The following is a 14,754-nucleotide window of genomic DNA, read 5'->3' on the forward strand; positions in this document are numbered from 1 at the left end:
GCGCTTCCTTAGCGTTTTGCCTGCCAGATACGGGCCTGATAATCACGGATTGAGCGGTCAGAGCTGAACATACCGCAGCGCGCGGTGTTCAGGATGCACGCGCGGGTCCACGCTTCCTGGTCGCGATACAGCACGTCGACCTGTTTTTGCGCTTCAACGTAGGCCGTAAAGTCCGCCATCACCAGATACGGGTCACCGCCGTGTTTGTCCATGCTGTGCAGCATCTGGTCAAACGCGTGCTTGTCACCGTCGCTGTATTTGCCGCTCTCCAGCTCCTTCAGCACCGCGTCCAGCACTTTGTCTTTCTTACGCCACTTCACCGGGTCGTAGCCTTTGGCCTTGATAGCTTTCACCTCTTCCACGGTGTGGCCGAAGATAAAGATATTCTCTTCGCCCACCTTCTCGGCGATTTCAACGTTGGCCCCGTCGAGCGTGCCGACGGTCAGCGCGCCGTTCAGCGCCAGCTTCATGTTGCCGGTACCGGAGGCTTCTTTCCCTGCGGTTGAGATCTGCTCGGAGATATCTGCTGCCGGGATCAGCATTTCAGCCGCCGAGACGCAGTAATCCGGCAGGAACACCACCTTCAGCTTGTCGCCCACTTTCGGATCGCTGTTGATCGCCGCCGCCACTTTATTGATGGCGAGGATGATGTTTTTCGCCAGGTAGTAGCCCGGGGCCGCTTTCGCACCGAACAGGAACACGCGCGGGACGCGATCGGCCTGCGGGTTCTCGCGGATCTCTTTGTACAGCGCCAGAATGTGCAGCAGGTTCAGGTGCTGGCGTTTGTACTCGTGCAGACGCTTGATCTGAATATCGAAAATCGCATTCGGGTTGATCTCAATCCCGGTACGCATTTTCACAAACTCCGCCAGGCGAACTTTGTTCTCCAGCTTGATCGCCCGGTACTGCTCGCGGAATTTCGCGTCGTCAGCGTATTTTTCCAGGTTGATGAGCTGGTCCAGATCGTTGGCCCACTCTTTCTTCAGGGTCTTGTCCAGCAGGCCCGCCAGCAGCGGGTTGCACTGCTTGATCCAGCGACGCGGCGTGATGCCGTTGGTCACGTTGTGGAATTTGGTTGGCCACAGCTGGTGGTATTCCGGGAAGAGGTCTTTGACCACCAGATCCGAGTGCAGCGCCGCCACGCCGTTCACCGCAAAGCCGCTCACCACGCACATGTTCGCCATGCGTACCTGCTTATCGTGAACCACCGCCAGCTTCGCCCAGACCGCCTTGTTGCCCGGCCAGGTTTTATCCACGAGCTTTTTAAACTGGTCGTTAATCTTGTTGATGATCTGCATGTGGCGCGGCAGCAGCGTTTTCACCAGCTTCTCATCCCAGCACTCCAGCGCTTCTGGCATCAGCGTGTGGTTGGTGTAGGCAAAGGTACGGCTGGTAATGGCCCAGGCGTCGTCCCAGCTCAGCTGATGCTCGTCGATCAGCACGCGCAGCAGTTCCGGGATGGCAATGGTCGGGTGCGTGTCGTTGAGCTGAATGACTTCGAAGTCCGGCAGCTGCGCCAGCTTGCGGCCCGCCAGGTGATGGCGACGCAGAATGTCCGCCACGGAGCAGGCGCACTGGAAGTATTGCTGCATCAGGCGCAGCTTTTTACCGGCCAGGTGATTGTCGTTCGGATAGAGGACTTTGGTCAGCTTCTCGGCGTCGATGCCCTGCTGCTCGGCCCGCAGGAAATCGCCGTCGTTGAATTTAGTCAGGTTAAACGGGTGAGCGTGTTTCGCCTGCCACAGACGCAGCGGCTGCGCCACGCCGTTACGGTAGCCAAGCACCGGCAGATCCCAGGCTTCGCCGGTGATGGTGAACGCCGGTTCCCAGAGACCTTGTTTCGTCACTTTCCCGCCAATGCCAACCTGCACGTCAAGCTGCGCGTTATGGCGGAACCACGGATAGGTATTGCGATGCCAGTCGTCCGGCGCTTCCATCTGGTGGCCGTCAGCAAACGACTGACGGAACAGGCCGTACTGGTAGTTCAGGCCGTAGCCAATCGCCGACTGGCCGACGGTCGCCATGGAGTCAAGGAAGCAGGCCGCCAGGCGTCCCAGACCGCCGTTGCCCAGCGCCGGATCAATCTCTTCTTCCAGCAGGTCGGTCAGGTTAATGTCGTGTTCTTTAAGGACGTCACCGACCTCCTGATACCAGCCGAGGTTCAACAGGTTGTTGCCCGTCAGACGGCCAATCAGGAATTCCATTGAAATGTAGTTTACATGGCGCTGGCCTTTTACCGGTTTTGCCAGGGGTTGAGCATCCAGCTGCTCTGCGAGCGCACCGCTCACTGCCTGCCACCACTGGTGAGGCGTCATCTCGTTTGCAGCATGAAGGCCAAAACGCTGCCACTGACGCGTCAGGGCAGCCTGGAATTGAGCTTTGTTGAAGGTAGGCTGTGACATAGGGGATCGGCATCCTTTAGAAAGAAAACACAAGTTGGCGCTAGTGTGCCTGGCTCATTTCCCCTCTTCCTCCTCCCGAGGGGGATTAGACAGGGAGGAGTAGCGGGGATGAGCAGAAAAGTGTGATCAAGGCCACTCTCAGAGCATAGTTCGAGTGTGCCCGGAAGATAAAAAAGTAACCGAGGAGAATGTCAAAGAAATGAAATGCGGTTTCGGGTGAAATTAAACCCCGCCGAAATAATTACTTACGTAGAATAATATTGCGGCAATCGGGAAATCGCTAAGGAGATTATTAATCTCCCTTAACTTTACCAGAAGTATATTAAATTCGACGTCACTATCCCTTTCTGAAACCAGTTTCAGCGCAGCCGTAGCACAGCCATACAAGCCAGCATTGACGGGGCATTAAAGACCTTTTCAGAAAGTTCCCTCCTCTGCCTGAATGTTTTGTGACAGAGTGCAAATTCACAGCCACCAAATCCAGACATAACTTGCAATAGTTAACTTATTGGCCGACCTTATAACCATTAATTACGAAGCGCAAAAAAAATAAAATCTCTCGTTCCCCACAGTGAAGTGAAACCTATGTTGATTCCGTCTAAATTAAGTCGCCCGGTTCGTCTTGACCACACAGTGGTCCGCGAGCGTCTGTTGGCTAAACTTTCCGGCGCGCATAATTTCCGACTGGCGCTGGTTACGAGCCCTGCAGGTTATGGAAAAACAACGCTCATTTCGCAATGGGCCGCAGGTAAGAGCGATCTTGGCTGGTACTCTCTTGATGAGGGCGATAACCAGCAGGAGCGCTTTGCCAGCTATCTGATTGCCGCGATACAGCAAGCCACCCATGGACACTGCGTTGCCAGTGAGGTGATGGTGCAAAAGCGCCAGTACGCCAGCCTGTCCTCCCTTTTCTCTCAGCTGTTTATCGAACTGGCTGAATGGCATCGCCCGCTTTACGTGGTGATTGATGATTACCATCTCATCACTAACCCGGTGATTCATGAATCAATGCGTTTCTTCCTGCGCCATCAGCCGGAAAACCTAACGTTAGTGGTGCTGTCACGCAACCTGCCGCAGTTGGGTATTGCCAACCTGCGCGTACGCGATCAGCTTCTGGAAGTGGGTAGCCAGCAGTTGGCCTTTACCCACCAGGAAGCAAAACAGTTCTTTGACTGCCGCCTGACCTCACCCATTGAGGCCGCTGAAAGCAGCCGCCTGTGTGATGACGTCGCGGGCTGGGCCACGGCGCTGCAGCTCATCGCCCTCTCTGCCCGGCAAAACAACAGTCCAGCGCATCAGTCAGCGCGGCGTCTGGCCGGCATCAACGCCAGCCACCTCTCTGATTACCTGGTGGACGAGGTGCTGAACAGTGTCGATCCCTCGACGCGTAATTTCCTGCTGAAAAGCTCGCTGCTGCGCTCCATGAACGATGCCCTCATCGTGCGGGTGACGGGCTGTGAAAACGGTCAGCTGCAGCTCGAAGAAATTGAACGTCAGGGCCTTTTCCTGACGCGCATGGACGATCCCGGCGAGTGGTTTAGCTATCATCCGCTGTTTGGTAGCTTCCTGCGCCAGCGCTGTCAGTGGGAGCTGGCGGTTGAACTGCCGGAGATCCACCGCGCCGCTGCCGAAAGCTGGATGGCACAGGGCTTCCCGAGCGAGGCCATCCACCACGCGCTCGCTGCCGGGGATGCCAGCATGCTGCGCGATATCCTCCTCAATCATGCGTGGGGCCTGTTTAACCACAGCGAGCTGACGCTGCTGGAAGAGTCCCTCAAAGCCCTGCCGTGGGAAAGCCTGCTGGAGAATCCGCGTCTGGTGCTGCTGCAGGCCTGGCTGATGCAGAGCCAGCATCGCTACAGCGAAGTGAACACCCTGCTGGCGCGTGCCGAGCAGGAGATGGAAAGCGAGATGGATACCACCCTGCACGGCGAGTTCAACGCGCTGCGCGCTCAGGTGGCCATTAACGATGGCGACCCGGACGAAGCGGAACGGCTGGCGATGGTCGCACTGGATGAACTGCCGCTGGCCAACTTCTACAGCCGCATCGTGGCGACCTCCGTACACGGCGAAGTGCTGCACTGCAAAGGTGACCTCACGCGTTCGCTTTCACTGATGCAGCAAACCGAACAGATGGCGCGTCGTCATGATGTCTGGCACTACGCGCTGTGGAGCCTGATCCAGCAGAGCGAGATTTTATTCGCGCAGGGGTTCCTGCAGGCTGCCTGGGAAAACCAGGAAAAAGCGTTCCAGCTGATTCGTGAACAGCACCTGGAACAGCTGCCGATGCACGAGTTCCTGTTGCGTATTCGCGCTCAGCTGCTGTGGGCATGGTCGCGTCTGGATGAAGCAGAAAGCTGCGCCCGCCAGGGTGTGGATGTTCTTTCCAGTTTCCAGCCTCAGCAGCAGCTGCAGTGTCTGGCGCTGCTGGTGCAGTGCTCGCTGGCGCGCGGCGATCTCGATAACGCCCGCAACCATCTTAACCGCCTGGAAAACCTGCTCGGCAACGGTCAGTATCATAGCGACTGGGTGTCAAACGCCGATAAGGTCCGGGTGATTTACTGGCAGATGACCGGCGATAAAAAATCCGCCGCCAACTGGCTGCGTCAGACGCCAAAACCGGAATTTGCCAACAACCACTTCCTGCAGAGCCAGTGGCGCAACATTGCCCGCGCGCAGATCCTGCTCGGTGAATTAGAGCCCGCTGAGATTGTACTGGAAGAGCTGAACGAGAACGCGCGCAGCCTGCGCCTGATGAGCGATCTGAACCGCAACCTGCTGCTGCAGAACCAGCTCTACTGGCAGGCGGGTCGTAAAAACGATGCCCAGCGCGTGCTGCTGGAGGCGCTGCAGCTGGCAAACCGCACCGGGTTTATCAGCCACTTTGTGATTGAGGGTGAAGTGATGGCCCAGCAGCTGCGTCAGCTTATTCAGCTTAACACGCTGCCGGAGCTGGATCAGCATCGCGCCCAGCGCATTCTGCGCGAGATTAACCAGCATCATCGGCACAAGTTCGCGCATTTCGATGAGAACTTCGTTGAACGTCTGCTGAACCACCCGGAAGTGCCAGAGCTTATCCGCACCAGCCCGCTCACCCAGCGCGAATGGCAGGTTCTGGGGCTGATCTATTCAGGCTACAGCAACGAGCAGATTGCCGGCGAGCTGGCGGTGGCGGCGACCACCATCAAAACGCATATCCGCAACCTGTACCAGAAGCTGGGCGTGGCGCATCGTCAGGATGCGGTACAGCATGCACAGCAGCTGTTGAAGATGATGGGGTACGGAGTGTAATTCATTGCCCGGCGGCGCTACGCTTGCACGGGCCTACGGGTGTTGTAGGTCGGGTAAGCGCAGCGCCACCCGACACAACCGTTAGCACAATTCCAGCTGCAAATTATTATCTTTAATCACCTGCATGACGCCCGCCGGCGGCATCACGTCGGTATAGACCGCATCCACCATGCTGATGCTGCCCATGTTCACCATCGCGTTTCGGCCAAACTTCGAATGATCCACCACCAGCATCACGTGGCGTGAGTTTTCAATGATCGCGCGCTTGGTGCGTACCTCGTGGTAATCAAACTCCAGCAGCGAGCCGTCGCTGTCGATGCCGCTGATCCCCAGAATGCCGAAGTCGAGGCGGAACTGGGAGATAAAATCGAGTGTGGCTTCGCCGATAATTCCACCGTCGCGGCTGCGCAGCTCCCCGCCCGCGAGGATGATGCGGAAGTCGTCTTTCTGCATCAGGGTGTTAGCCACGTTCAGGTTGTTGGTGACCACGCGCAGGTTCTCATGATCCAGCAGCGCATGGGCGACCGCTTCCGGCGTGGTGCCGATATCAATAAACAGCGTCGCCCCGTTTGGGATCTGGCTGGCGACCTTGCGGGCAATACGCTCTTTCTCCGCCGTCTGCGTGGCTTTACGGTCGTGCCAGGAGGTGTTAACCGAGCTGGATGGCAGCGCCGCGCCACCGTGGTGGCGAAGAATACGGTTCTGATCGGCCAGGTCGTTCAGGTCACGACGGATGGTTTGTGGGCTGACGGCAAACTGCTCCACCAGCTCTTCGGTGCTGACGTATCCCTGTTTTTTTACCAGTTCGATAATGGCGTCATGACGTTGTGTTTGTTTCATCAATTATCCCTGAGAATTATGTTCGTTTTCGCGCATGGAGCGTGTCGGCAAAGGCCATCGCCAGCCCCACGGCCAGCCCGGCGACGTGCGCACCGTTGGCGATAGACATACCAAACAGATCAAACCATCCGGCAATTAGCCATATTAACGCAAAGGTTATTAATCCGCGTTGCAGATAGATGCCACTTTCCGGGTCGCGCTCCCCGCGAAGCCAGACGTAGCCCATCAGGGCATACACGACACCCGACAGCCCGCCGAACCACGGCCCGCTGAACTTGTGCTGCACGTAGCCGCTTAACAGGGCGCTGATGATGGTGATAACGATCAGCTTGCCACTGCCCAGACGCTTTTCAACGGCACCGCCGAGATACCACCACCAGAGCAGGTTAAAGAGGATATGCATCACCGAGAAGTGCATCAGCGCGTGGCTAAAGTAGCGCCAGACGTCAAACTCAAGAGACGGGTCATAGGGCCACGCCAGGGCAATCATTACGCTCTGGTCGCCGACCACGTTCATGATAATGAAGACAATGATGCAGGCCGCCATCAGCAGCAGCGTAAACGGGCCCGCGCGCTCGCGAATGGTGGCGAGGAAGGGAAAGCGGCTGTAGTGCAATCCGCTGCCGGTCTGGCCGGATTGCCAGCTGGCCGCGAGATAGCGCGGGTCGCCAGGGTTCTCAAGAAAACGCGCCAGCTCCTCGTTTACCCGCCCGGCCTGGCTCTCATCGGCCAGCCAGACGTCGGTCTGCGTATGTTGCTGAATAGTCAGAATAACGCCCTGCGTCGCCATATAGTCGACAAACGCCTGGGCGACGCGCGGGTTGGTAAAAGAGGTGATCATCAACATGGGCAGCGGTCGCTTATTTCCACACAAAAGGGGACAGTATAGCGGGATCAGCGCTCAAAAGCGTATTCCACTTCCGCCGGGAAATGACGATGCCAGGCATCGAAACCGCCGTCGACGCTGTAAACCGCGTCGTAACCCTGCTGAAGCAGGTACTGCGCCGCGCCTTTGCTGCTGTTGCCGTGATAGCACATGACCATCACCGGCGTGTCGAAGTCGTTATCGCGCATAAACGCGCCCAGCGTGTCGTTGGTGAGATGGAACGCGCCCGGCGTATGGCCCATCGCAAAACTCTGCGGATCGCGGATGTCCACCAGCACCGCTTTTCCCTGGTGCATCTTCTGGTGGGCTTCTTCTACGTTAATACATTCAAACTGATCCATGGTGTTCTCTTTACAGTGGTCAACGACAAGATTTTACCCCGTAGTGTACGTCCTGGCGGCGGGTAAACGCCATTATGTTATCCATATCACTCTAAATTGTTTTTTTGATGTTACCAAAAGCGCGTTCCTTTGCTATTATGAGCGATATCGAACATTTCTGAGCTTTAACGAAAGTGCAAGAGGGTGTTATGGAAACCAAAGATCTGATTGTGATAGGCGGTGGCATCAACGGTGCCGGTATTGCGGTCGATGCCGCAGGACGCGGTTTATCCGTACTGATGCTGGAAGCTAACGATCTCGCCTGCGCGACGTCGTCCGCCAGTTCCAAACTGATTCACGGTGGCCTGCGCTACCTGGAACACTACGAATTCCGCCTGGTCAGTGAAGCGCTGGCCGAACGTGAAGTGCTGCTGAAAATGGCCCCACATCTGGCGATTCCGATGCGCTTCCGCCTGCCCCATCGCCCGCATCTGCGTCCGGCGTGGATGATCCGAATTGGTCTGTTTATGTACGATCATCTGGGTAAACGCACCAGTCTCCCGGGTTCGAAAGGTTTGCGTTTTGGCTCAGAATCGGTCCTTAAGCCTGAAATCGTGCGCGGATTCGAATATTCCGACTGCTGGGTGGACGATGCCCGTCTGGTGCTGGCGAACGCGCAGATGGTTGAGAAGAAAGGCGGCGAGGTGAAAACCCGCACCCGCGCGACCTCTGCCCGCCGTGAAAACGGCCTGTGGATTGTCGAGGCGGAAGATATCGATACCGGCGAGAAATTCAGCTGGAAAGCGCGCGGCCTGGTGAACGCCACCGGCCCGTGGGTGAAACAGTTCTTTGACGAGGGCATGCATCTGCCTTCCCCGTACGGCATCCGCCTGATCAAAGGCAGCCACATTGTGGTGCCGCGCGTGCATACCCAGAAGCAGGCGTACATTCTACAGAACGAAGACAAGCGCATCGTGTTTGTGATCCCGTGGATGGACGAATTCTCGATCATCGGCACCACCGACGTGGAGTACAAAGGCGATCCGAAGAACGTTGAGATTGATGAGAGCGAAGTGAACTACCTGCTTAAAGTGTATAACGCGCACTTTAAGAAACAGCTGTCGCGCGACGACGTGGTCTGGACTTACTCCGGCGTGCGTCCGCTGTGCGATGACGAATCTGACTCACCGCAGGCCATCACCCGCGACTATACGCTCGATATTCACGACGTAGACGGCCAGGCGCCGCTGCTGTCCGTGTTTGGCGGCAAGCTCACCACCTACCGCAAGCTGGCCGAGCACGCGCTGGAAAAACTGGCGCCGTATTACAAAGGCATTGGCCCGGCATGGACCAAAGGCGCGGTACTGCCCGGCGGTGATATCGGCGATAACCGCGATGATTACGCCGCGAAGCTGCGCCGTCGCTTCCCGTTCATCACCGAAGGGATGGCGCGCCACTATGCCCGCACCTACGGCAGCAATACCGAGCTGTTCCTGGGCGATGCGAAGGACATTGCGGATCTGGGCGAGCATTTCGGCCACGAGCTGTACGAAGCCGAGCTGCGTTACCTGGTTGAGCACGAGTGGGTGCGTCGTCTGGATGATGCTATCTGGCGCCGTACCAAAGAAGGGATGTGGCTCAACGCCGAACAGCAGTCTCGCGTGGCGCAGTGGTTACTGCAACATGCGGGAAAGCGTGAGCTGTCGCTGGCGTCCTGATGTGAAAAAACGCCCGGTGGCGCTACGCTTACCGGGCCTACGGGATCAACCAGGCCGGGTAAGGCGAAGCCGCCACCCGGCTTTGTTTTTACAACCTCACCGGATCAATATGCCAGATCGTCTCGGCATACTCCTTGATGGTCCTGTCTGACGAGAAATAGCCCATATTGGCGATGTTGTACATCGCGGCGCTGGTCCATTTCTCCGGCTGGCGATACAGCTCGTCCACCTTGTCCTGACAGTCCACGTAGCTGCGGTAATCCGCCAGCACCTGGTAGTGATCGCCAAAGTTAATCAGCGAATCCACCAGATCGCGGTAGCGGCTCGGTTCATCAGGGCTAAACACGCCGGTCGCGATCTGCGTCAGCACCTGACGCAACTCTTCATCCTCTTCGTAATATTGACGCGGCGAGTAGCCTTTCCTGCGCAGCGCCTCCACCTCTTCCGTCGTATTACCGAAGATAAAGATATTGTCTTCGCCCACGTGCTCCAGCATCTCGACGTTCGCCCCGTCCAGCGTGCCGATGGTCAGCGCGCCGTTGAGGGCAAACTTCATGTTACTGGTGCCGGATGCCTCCGTCCCCGCCGTGGAAATCTGTTCAGAGAGATCCGCCGCCGGGATGATCAGCTGCGCCAGGCTGACGCTGTAGTTCGGAATGAATACCACCTTCAGCTTGTCGCCAATATCCGGATCCTGGTTAACCACCTTCGCCACGTCGTTGATGAGATGAATAATGTGCTTCGCCATGTAATAGGCCGACGCCGCCTTACCGGCGAAGATCTTCACGCGCGGAACCCATTCGGCCGTCGGATCGGCCTTGATGCGGTTGTAATGGGTGATTACGTGCAGCACGTTCATCAGTTGACGCTTGTATTCATGGATGCGTTTGATCTGAACGTCGAACAGCGCTTTCGGGTTTGCCACCACGTTGAGGTGCATTGCCAGCCAGACCGCCAGACGTTTTTTGTTCAGCAGCTTGGCTTCGCGCACGGCTTTGTTCACCGTCGGAAAATCAATATGCTGTTCCAGCTCGCTCAGCTGGCTCAAATCGGTACGCCAGGTGCGGCCGATATTCTCGTCCAGTACCTCAGAGAGCGGCTGGTTGGCCAGCGCCAGCCAGCGGCGCGGGGTGACGCCGTTGGTCACGTTGCAGAACCGCGTCGGGAAGATCTTCGCGAAGTCCGCAAACAGCGACTGCACCATCAGGTTCGAGTGGAGCTCGGACACGCCGTTGACCTTGTGGCTGATGACAACCGCCAGCCAGGCCATGCGCACGCGGCGACCGTTCGACTCATCAATGATGGACGCGCGGCTCAGCAGGCCGGTATCGTTCGGATACTGCTCCTGCAGCGTCTTGAGGAAGTAGTCGTTAATCTCAAAGATAATCTGCAGATGGCGCGGCAGGATTTTGCCGAGCATGTCCACCGGCCACGTCTCCAGCGCTTCGCTCATCAGCGTGTGGTTGGTGTATGAGAACACCTGACAGGTCACCTCAAAGGCGTCATCCCAACTGAACTTATGTTCGTCGATCAGCAGACGCATCAGCTCCGGAATAGAGAGCACCGGGTGGGTGTCATTAAGGTGGATCGCGGTTTTCTCCGCCAGGTTGGCGTAGGTTTTGTGCAGCTGATGGTGGCGGCTAAGGATGTCCTGAATGGTCGCCGAAACAAGGAAGTACTCCTGACGCAGGCGCAGCTCGCGGCCCGAGTAGGTCGAGTCATCCGGGTACAGCACGCGGGACACGTTCTCGGAGTGGTTTTTATCCTCCACCGCCGCGAAGTAGTCACCCTGGTTAAATTTCCCGAGGTTAATTTCGCTACTGGCCTGGGCACTCCACAGGCGCAGCGTGTTGGTGGCGTCGGTGTCGTAGCCGGGGATAATCTGGTCGTAGGCCACGGCCAGGATCTCTTCCGTTTCCACCCAGCGGGATTTTTTCCCTTCCTGCTGAATACGTCCGCCAAAGCGCACCTTATAGCGCGTGTTGTGGCGCTTAAACTCCCACGGGTTGCCGTACTCCAGCCAGTAGTCCGGGGACTCTTTCTGACGCCCGTCGACGATGTTCTGTTTGAACATGCCGTAATCGTAGCGAATACCGTAGCCGCGGCCCGGCAGCGCCAGCGTCGCCAGCGAGTCGAGGAAGCAGGCGGCGAGACGTCCCAGACCGCCGTTACCGAGGCCCGGGTCGTTCTCTTCGTCGATCAGTTCTTCTAAATCTAACCCCATCTCTTCCAGTGCGGTTTTGACGTCGTCATAAATACCGAGCGACAACAGCGCATTGGACAGCGTGCGGCCAATCAAAAATTCCATCGACAGGTAGTAAACCTGACGCGTCTCCTGCGAGAGCTGGGCGCGGTTTGAGCGCAGCCAGCGTTCAACCAAGCGGTCACGCACGGCAAACAAGGTGGCGTTCAGCCACTCGTGCTTGTTGGCAATAACCGGATCTTTCCCGATGGTGAACATCAGCTTGTAGGCGATGGAGTGCTTTAACGCCTCAACGCTGAGCGTGGGTGAAGAGTAGCTAAATGGAGCGTTCATATCAGTAACTTCGCCTCGTTACATCAAGCGTTGATAGAGATCGCGGTATGACTGCGCCGCGACATGCCAGCTAAAGTCCATGGACATCGCCTGACGTTGTACATAACGCCACAGCGATGGACGGGACCACAAGACGAAAGCACGCCGAATCGCCCGAAGCAGCGACCAGGCATTACTGTCCTCAAAGACAAATCCGCTGGCGATACCGTCCGCCAGGTTTTCCAGAGAGCTGTCGGATACGGTATCCGCCAGTCCGCCCGTGCGGCGTACCAGCGGCAGGGTGCCGTATTTCAGGCCGTACAGCTGCGTCAGGCCGCAGGGTTCGAAACGGCTTGGCACCAGAATGACGTCCGCGCCGCCCATAATGCGGTGCGAGAACGCTTCGTGGTAGCCAATCTGCACGCCTACCTGCCCCGGATGTTCCGCGGCGGCGGCAAGGAAACCTTCCTGCAGCACCGGGTCGCCCGCGCCGAGCAGCGCCAGCTGTCCCCCCTGCTCCAGTAAACCGGGCAGCGCCTCCAGCACCAGATCCAGCCCTTTCTGGCTGGTCAGGCGGCTCACAACGGCGAACAGCGGCACTTTGTCGTTCACCTTCAGGCCCATCGCAATCTGCAGCTGGCGTTTGTTCTCCGCTTTGTCTTCCACGGAATCACGACCGTAGCGCGCCGCCAGCAGGAGATCGGTTTCCGGGCTCCAGATCTGTTCATCCACGCCGTTCAGGATGCCCGACAGGCGGCCTTCGCGATGGCGCTGCTGCAGCAACCCTTCCATGCCGTAGCCAAACGCCGGCTGGGTGATCTCACGCGCGTAGGTTGGGCTCACCGCCGTGATGTGATCGGCGTAGTACAGCCCCGCCTTCAGGAACGAGATCTGCCCGTTAAACTCCAGACCGTGCATGTTAAAGAACGACCATGGCAGATCGATGTCATTCATGTGATGGGCGTAGTACATCCCCTGATACGCCAGGTTATGCACGGTAAAGACCGATTTCGCCGGGTGGCCGCGCGCGGCGAGATACGCCGGGGCAAGCCCGGCGTGCCAGTCGTGCGCGTGCACCACATCCGGCCGCCAGAACGGATCCAGCCCCGTCGCCATTTCGGCACCGACCCAGCCGAGCAGCGCAAAGCGCAGCACGTTGTCGGTGTAGGCGAACAGGTTCGTATCATGATACGGGCTGCCCGGGCGATCGTATAAATGCGGCGCGTCGATCAGGTAAATCCCTACGCCATTGTAATGTCCAAACAGCAGGGTAATGCGTCCGGCAAACGTTTCACGGCGGGTCACCACTTTCGCATCAGGTATACCGCGCCGGATATCCGGAAAGGCGGGCAGCAGGACTCGGGTATCCACGCCTCCGGCGATTTGCGCCGCCGGTAATGCGCCAAGCACATCTGCCAGTCCGCCCGTTTTTAATAACGGGAACATCTCAGAACATACGTGTAAAACCTGCATCATCGCTCCTGTTTGATCTGCAGCTTCCGCAACATTTCCCGTGTGACTAACACGATCCCCTCTTCCGAACGGTAGAAACGACGCGCGTCTTCTTCCGCATTCTCCCCAATAACCATCCCTTCAGGGATGACGCAGGCACGGTCGATCACGCAACGACGCAGACGACACGAGCGCCCTACCCAGACATCCGGCAACAAGACTGCCGAATCGATATTACAGAATGAATTTATCCGCACACGCGGGAACAGCACCGACTGCACCACCACCGAACCGGAGATAATGCACCCGCCGGACACCAGCGAGTTCAGCGTCATACCGTGGCTGCCGGAGCGGTCCTGGACGAACTTGGCCGGCGGCAGCGACTCCATATGGGTACGAATCGGCCAGTTCTGGTCATACATATCCAGTTCAGGCGTAACCGATGCCAGATCGAGGTTCGCTTTCCAGTACGCTTCCAGCGTGCCCACATCGCGCCAGTAGGGTTCCGCATTCGGGTCGGACTGCACGCAGGACAGCGGGAAAGGATGTGCATACGCCATGCCAGCTTTCGTGATTTTCGGAATGATGTCTTTACCGAAGTCGTGGCTGGAGTTTTCGTCTTTGTCGTCTTCTTCCAGCAGCTCATAAAGATAATCTGCGTCAAAGACATAGATCCCCATGCTGGCGAGTGATTTGGTGTCATCGCCCGGCATGGTTGGCGGGTTCGCCGGTTTTTCAACGAAGTCGATAATTTTGTCGTCGGCATCCACGTGCATGACGCCAAACGCCGTCGCTTCAGCAACGGGCACAGGCAGACACGCCACGGTGCAGCGCGCCCCTTTTTCGACGTGGTCGATCAGCATGTGGGAGTAATCTTGCTTGTAGATGTGGTCCCCGGCGAGGATCACAATGTATTCCGCGTTGTAGCGACGAATGATGTCGAGGTTCTGGGTCACCGCATCCGCTGTCCCGCGATACCAGTTTTCGCCGTGGACGCGTTGCTGCGCAGGAAGGAGATCGACAAACTCGTTCATCTCTTCGCTGAAGAATGACCAGCCGCGCTGGATATGCTGAACCAGCGTATGCGACTGATACTGCGTAATGACGCCGATGCGGCGAATGCCCGAGTTCAGGCAGTTGGAGAGCGCAAAGTCGATGATACGGAACTTACCACCAAAGTGAACAGCCGGTTTGGCGCGCTTGATGGTCAAATCTTTCAGACGGGTACCACGCCCGCCCGCAAGTATCAGGGCAACCGTTTTTAATGGTAGCTGGCGTGCCAACATTAAGGGATCGTTCTTCTCTAATCTAACCATGACTAACTCCTTTT

General features: G+C 57.5%; 9 protein-coding genes. 2 read left to right on the forward strand and 7 right to left on the reverse strand.

Going from position 1 to position 14,754, the window contains the following annotated elements:
* Positions 1–8: 8 nt before the first annotated feature.
* Positions 9–2,402 carry a maltodextrin phosphorylase gene (malP, locus tag V1572_RS01265; RefSeq protein ID WP_196365622.1) on the reverse strand — a complete coding sequence of 798 codons (2,394 nt, stop codon included), beginning with the start codon at positions 2,400–2,402 and terminating at the stop codon, positions 9–11.
* Positions 2,403–2,987: 585 nt separating this feature from the next.
* Between malP and malT the strand changes: the two genes are divergently transcribed.
* Complete coding sequence (malT, locus tag V1572_RS01270) at positions 2,988–5,693, forward strand: HTH-type transcriptional regulator MalT (protein ID WP_045909015.1); 2,706 nt, start codon at positions 2,988–2,990, stop codon at positions 5,691–5,693.
* Positions 5,694–5,774: 81 nt separating this feature from the next.
* Here malT and V1572_RS01275 read toward each other — a convergent pair whose 3' ends face one another.
* Genes V1572_RS01275 through glpE form a run of 3 tightly spaced genes read right to left on the reverse strand, consistent with a single transcriptional unit; the run spans position 5,775 to position 7,760 of the window.
* Positions 5,775–6,533, reverse strand: a complete 759-nt coding sequence (locus V1572_RS01275; protein ID WP_008503060.1) for a DeoR/GlpR family transcriptional regulator — start codon at positions 6,531–6,533, stop codon at positions 5,775–5,777.
* A 16-nt stretch (positions 6,534–6,549) separates the two neighbouring features.
* Positions 6,550–7,380: a rhomboid family intramembrane serine protease GlpG gene (glpG, locus tag V1572_RS01280; RefSeq protein ID WP_028015659.1), complete on the reverse strand. Its 831-nt coding sequence runs from the start codon at positions 7,378–7,380 to the stop codon at positions 6,550–6,552.
* Between the two features lie 47 nt (positions 7,381–7,427).
* The gene (glpE, locus tag V1572_RS01285; protein WP_008503062.1) at positions 7,428–7,760 is read right to left on the reverse strand and encodes a thiosulfate sulfurtransferase GlpE; all 333 of its coding nucleotides are present in this window, start codon (positions 7,758–7,760) and stop codon (positions 7,428–7,430) included.
* 188 nt (positions 7,761–7,948) lie between these two features.
* Here glpE and glpD point away from each other — a divergent pair, with 188 nt between their 5' ends.
* Entirely contained in the window at positions 7,949–9,457 is a 1,509-nt protein-coding gene (gene glpD, locus V1572_RS01290; RefSeq protein ID WP_048027712.1) for a glycerol-3-phosphate dehydrogenase, read from the forward strand.
* A gap of 88 nt (positions 9,458–9,545) precedes the next feature.
* Here the strand turns inward: glpD and glgP are convergent, their stop codons facing one another.
* Genes glgP through glgC form a run of 3 tightly spaced genes read right to left on the reverse strand, consistent with a single transcriptional unit; the run spans position 9,546 to position 14,740 of the window.
* Positions 9,546–11,993, reverse strand: a complete 2,448-nt coding sequence (glgP, locus tag V1572_RS01295; RefSeq protein WP_025910282.1) for a glycogen phosphorylase — start codon at positions 11,991–11,993, stop codon at positions 9,546–9,548.
* Positions 11,994–12,011: 18 nt separating this feature from the next.
* Complete coding sequence (glgA, locus tag V1572_RS01300; RefSeq protein WP_008503065.1) at positions 12,012–13,445, reverse strand: glycogen synthase GlgA; 1,434 nt, start codon at positions 13,443–13,445, stop codon at positions 12,012–12,014.
* Complete coding sequence (gene glgC, locus V1572_RS01305; protein WP_008503066.1) at positions 13,445–14,740, reverse strand: glucose-1-phosphate adenylyltransferase; 1,296 nt, start codon at positions 14,738–14,740, stop codon at positions 13,445–13,447. Before glgC ends, glgA begins: the two co-directional genes overlap by 1 nt.
* Between the last annotated feature and the right edge of the window lie 14 nt (positions 14,741–14,754).

This window comes from Enterobacter quasiroggenkampii (assembly GCF_043972695.1).
In the GTDB taxonomy this organism is placed as follows: Bacteria; Pseudomonadota; Gammaproteobacteria; order Enterobacterales; family Enterobacteriaceae; genus Enterobacter; species Enterobacter quasiroggenkampii.

Coding starts and splice junctions, on each gene's coding strand:
- malP (WP_196365622.1), bottom strand. CDS start 2,402: ATGTCACAGCCTACCTTCAACAAAGCTCAATTCCAGGCTGCCCTGACG.
- malT (WP_045909015.1), top strand. CDS start 2,988: ATGTTGATTCCGTCTAAATTAAGTCGCCCGGTTCGTCTTGACCACACA.
- V1572_RS01275 (WP_008503060.1), bottom strand. CDS start 6,533: ATGAAACAAACACAACGTCATGACGCCATTATCGAACTGGTAAAAAAA.
- glpG (WP_028015659.1), bottom strand. CDS start 7,380: ATGTTGATGATCACCTCTTTTACCAACCCGCGCGTCGCCCAGGCGTTT.
- glpE (WP_008503062.1), bottom strand. CDS start 7,760: ATGGATCAGTTTGAATGTATTAACGTAGAAGAAGCCCACCAGAAGATG.
- glpD (WP_048027712.1), top strand. CDS start 7,949: ATGGAAACCAAAGATCTGATTGTGATAGGCGGTGGCATCAACGGTGCC.
- glgP (WP_025910282.1), bottom strand. CDS start 11,993: ATGAACGCTCCATTTAGCTACTCTTCACCCACGCTCAGCGTTGAGGCG.
- glgA (WP_008503065.1), bottom strand. CDS start 13,445: ATGCAGGTTTTACACGTATGTTCTGAGATGTTCCCGTTATTAAAAACG.
- glgC (WP_008503066.1), bottom strand. CDS start 14,740: ATGGTTAGATTAGAGAAGAACGATCCCTTAATGTTGGCACGCCAGCTA.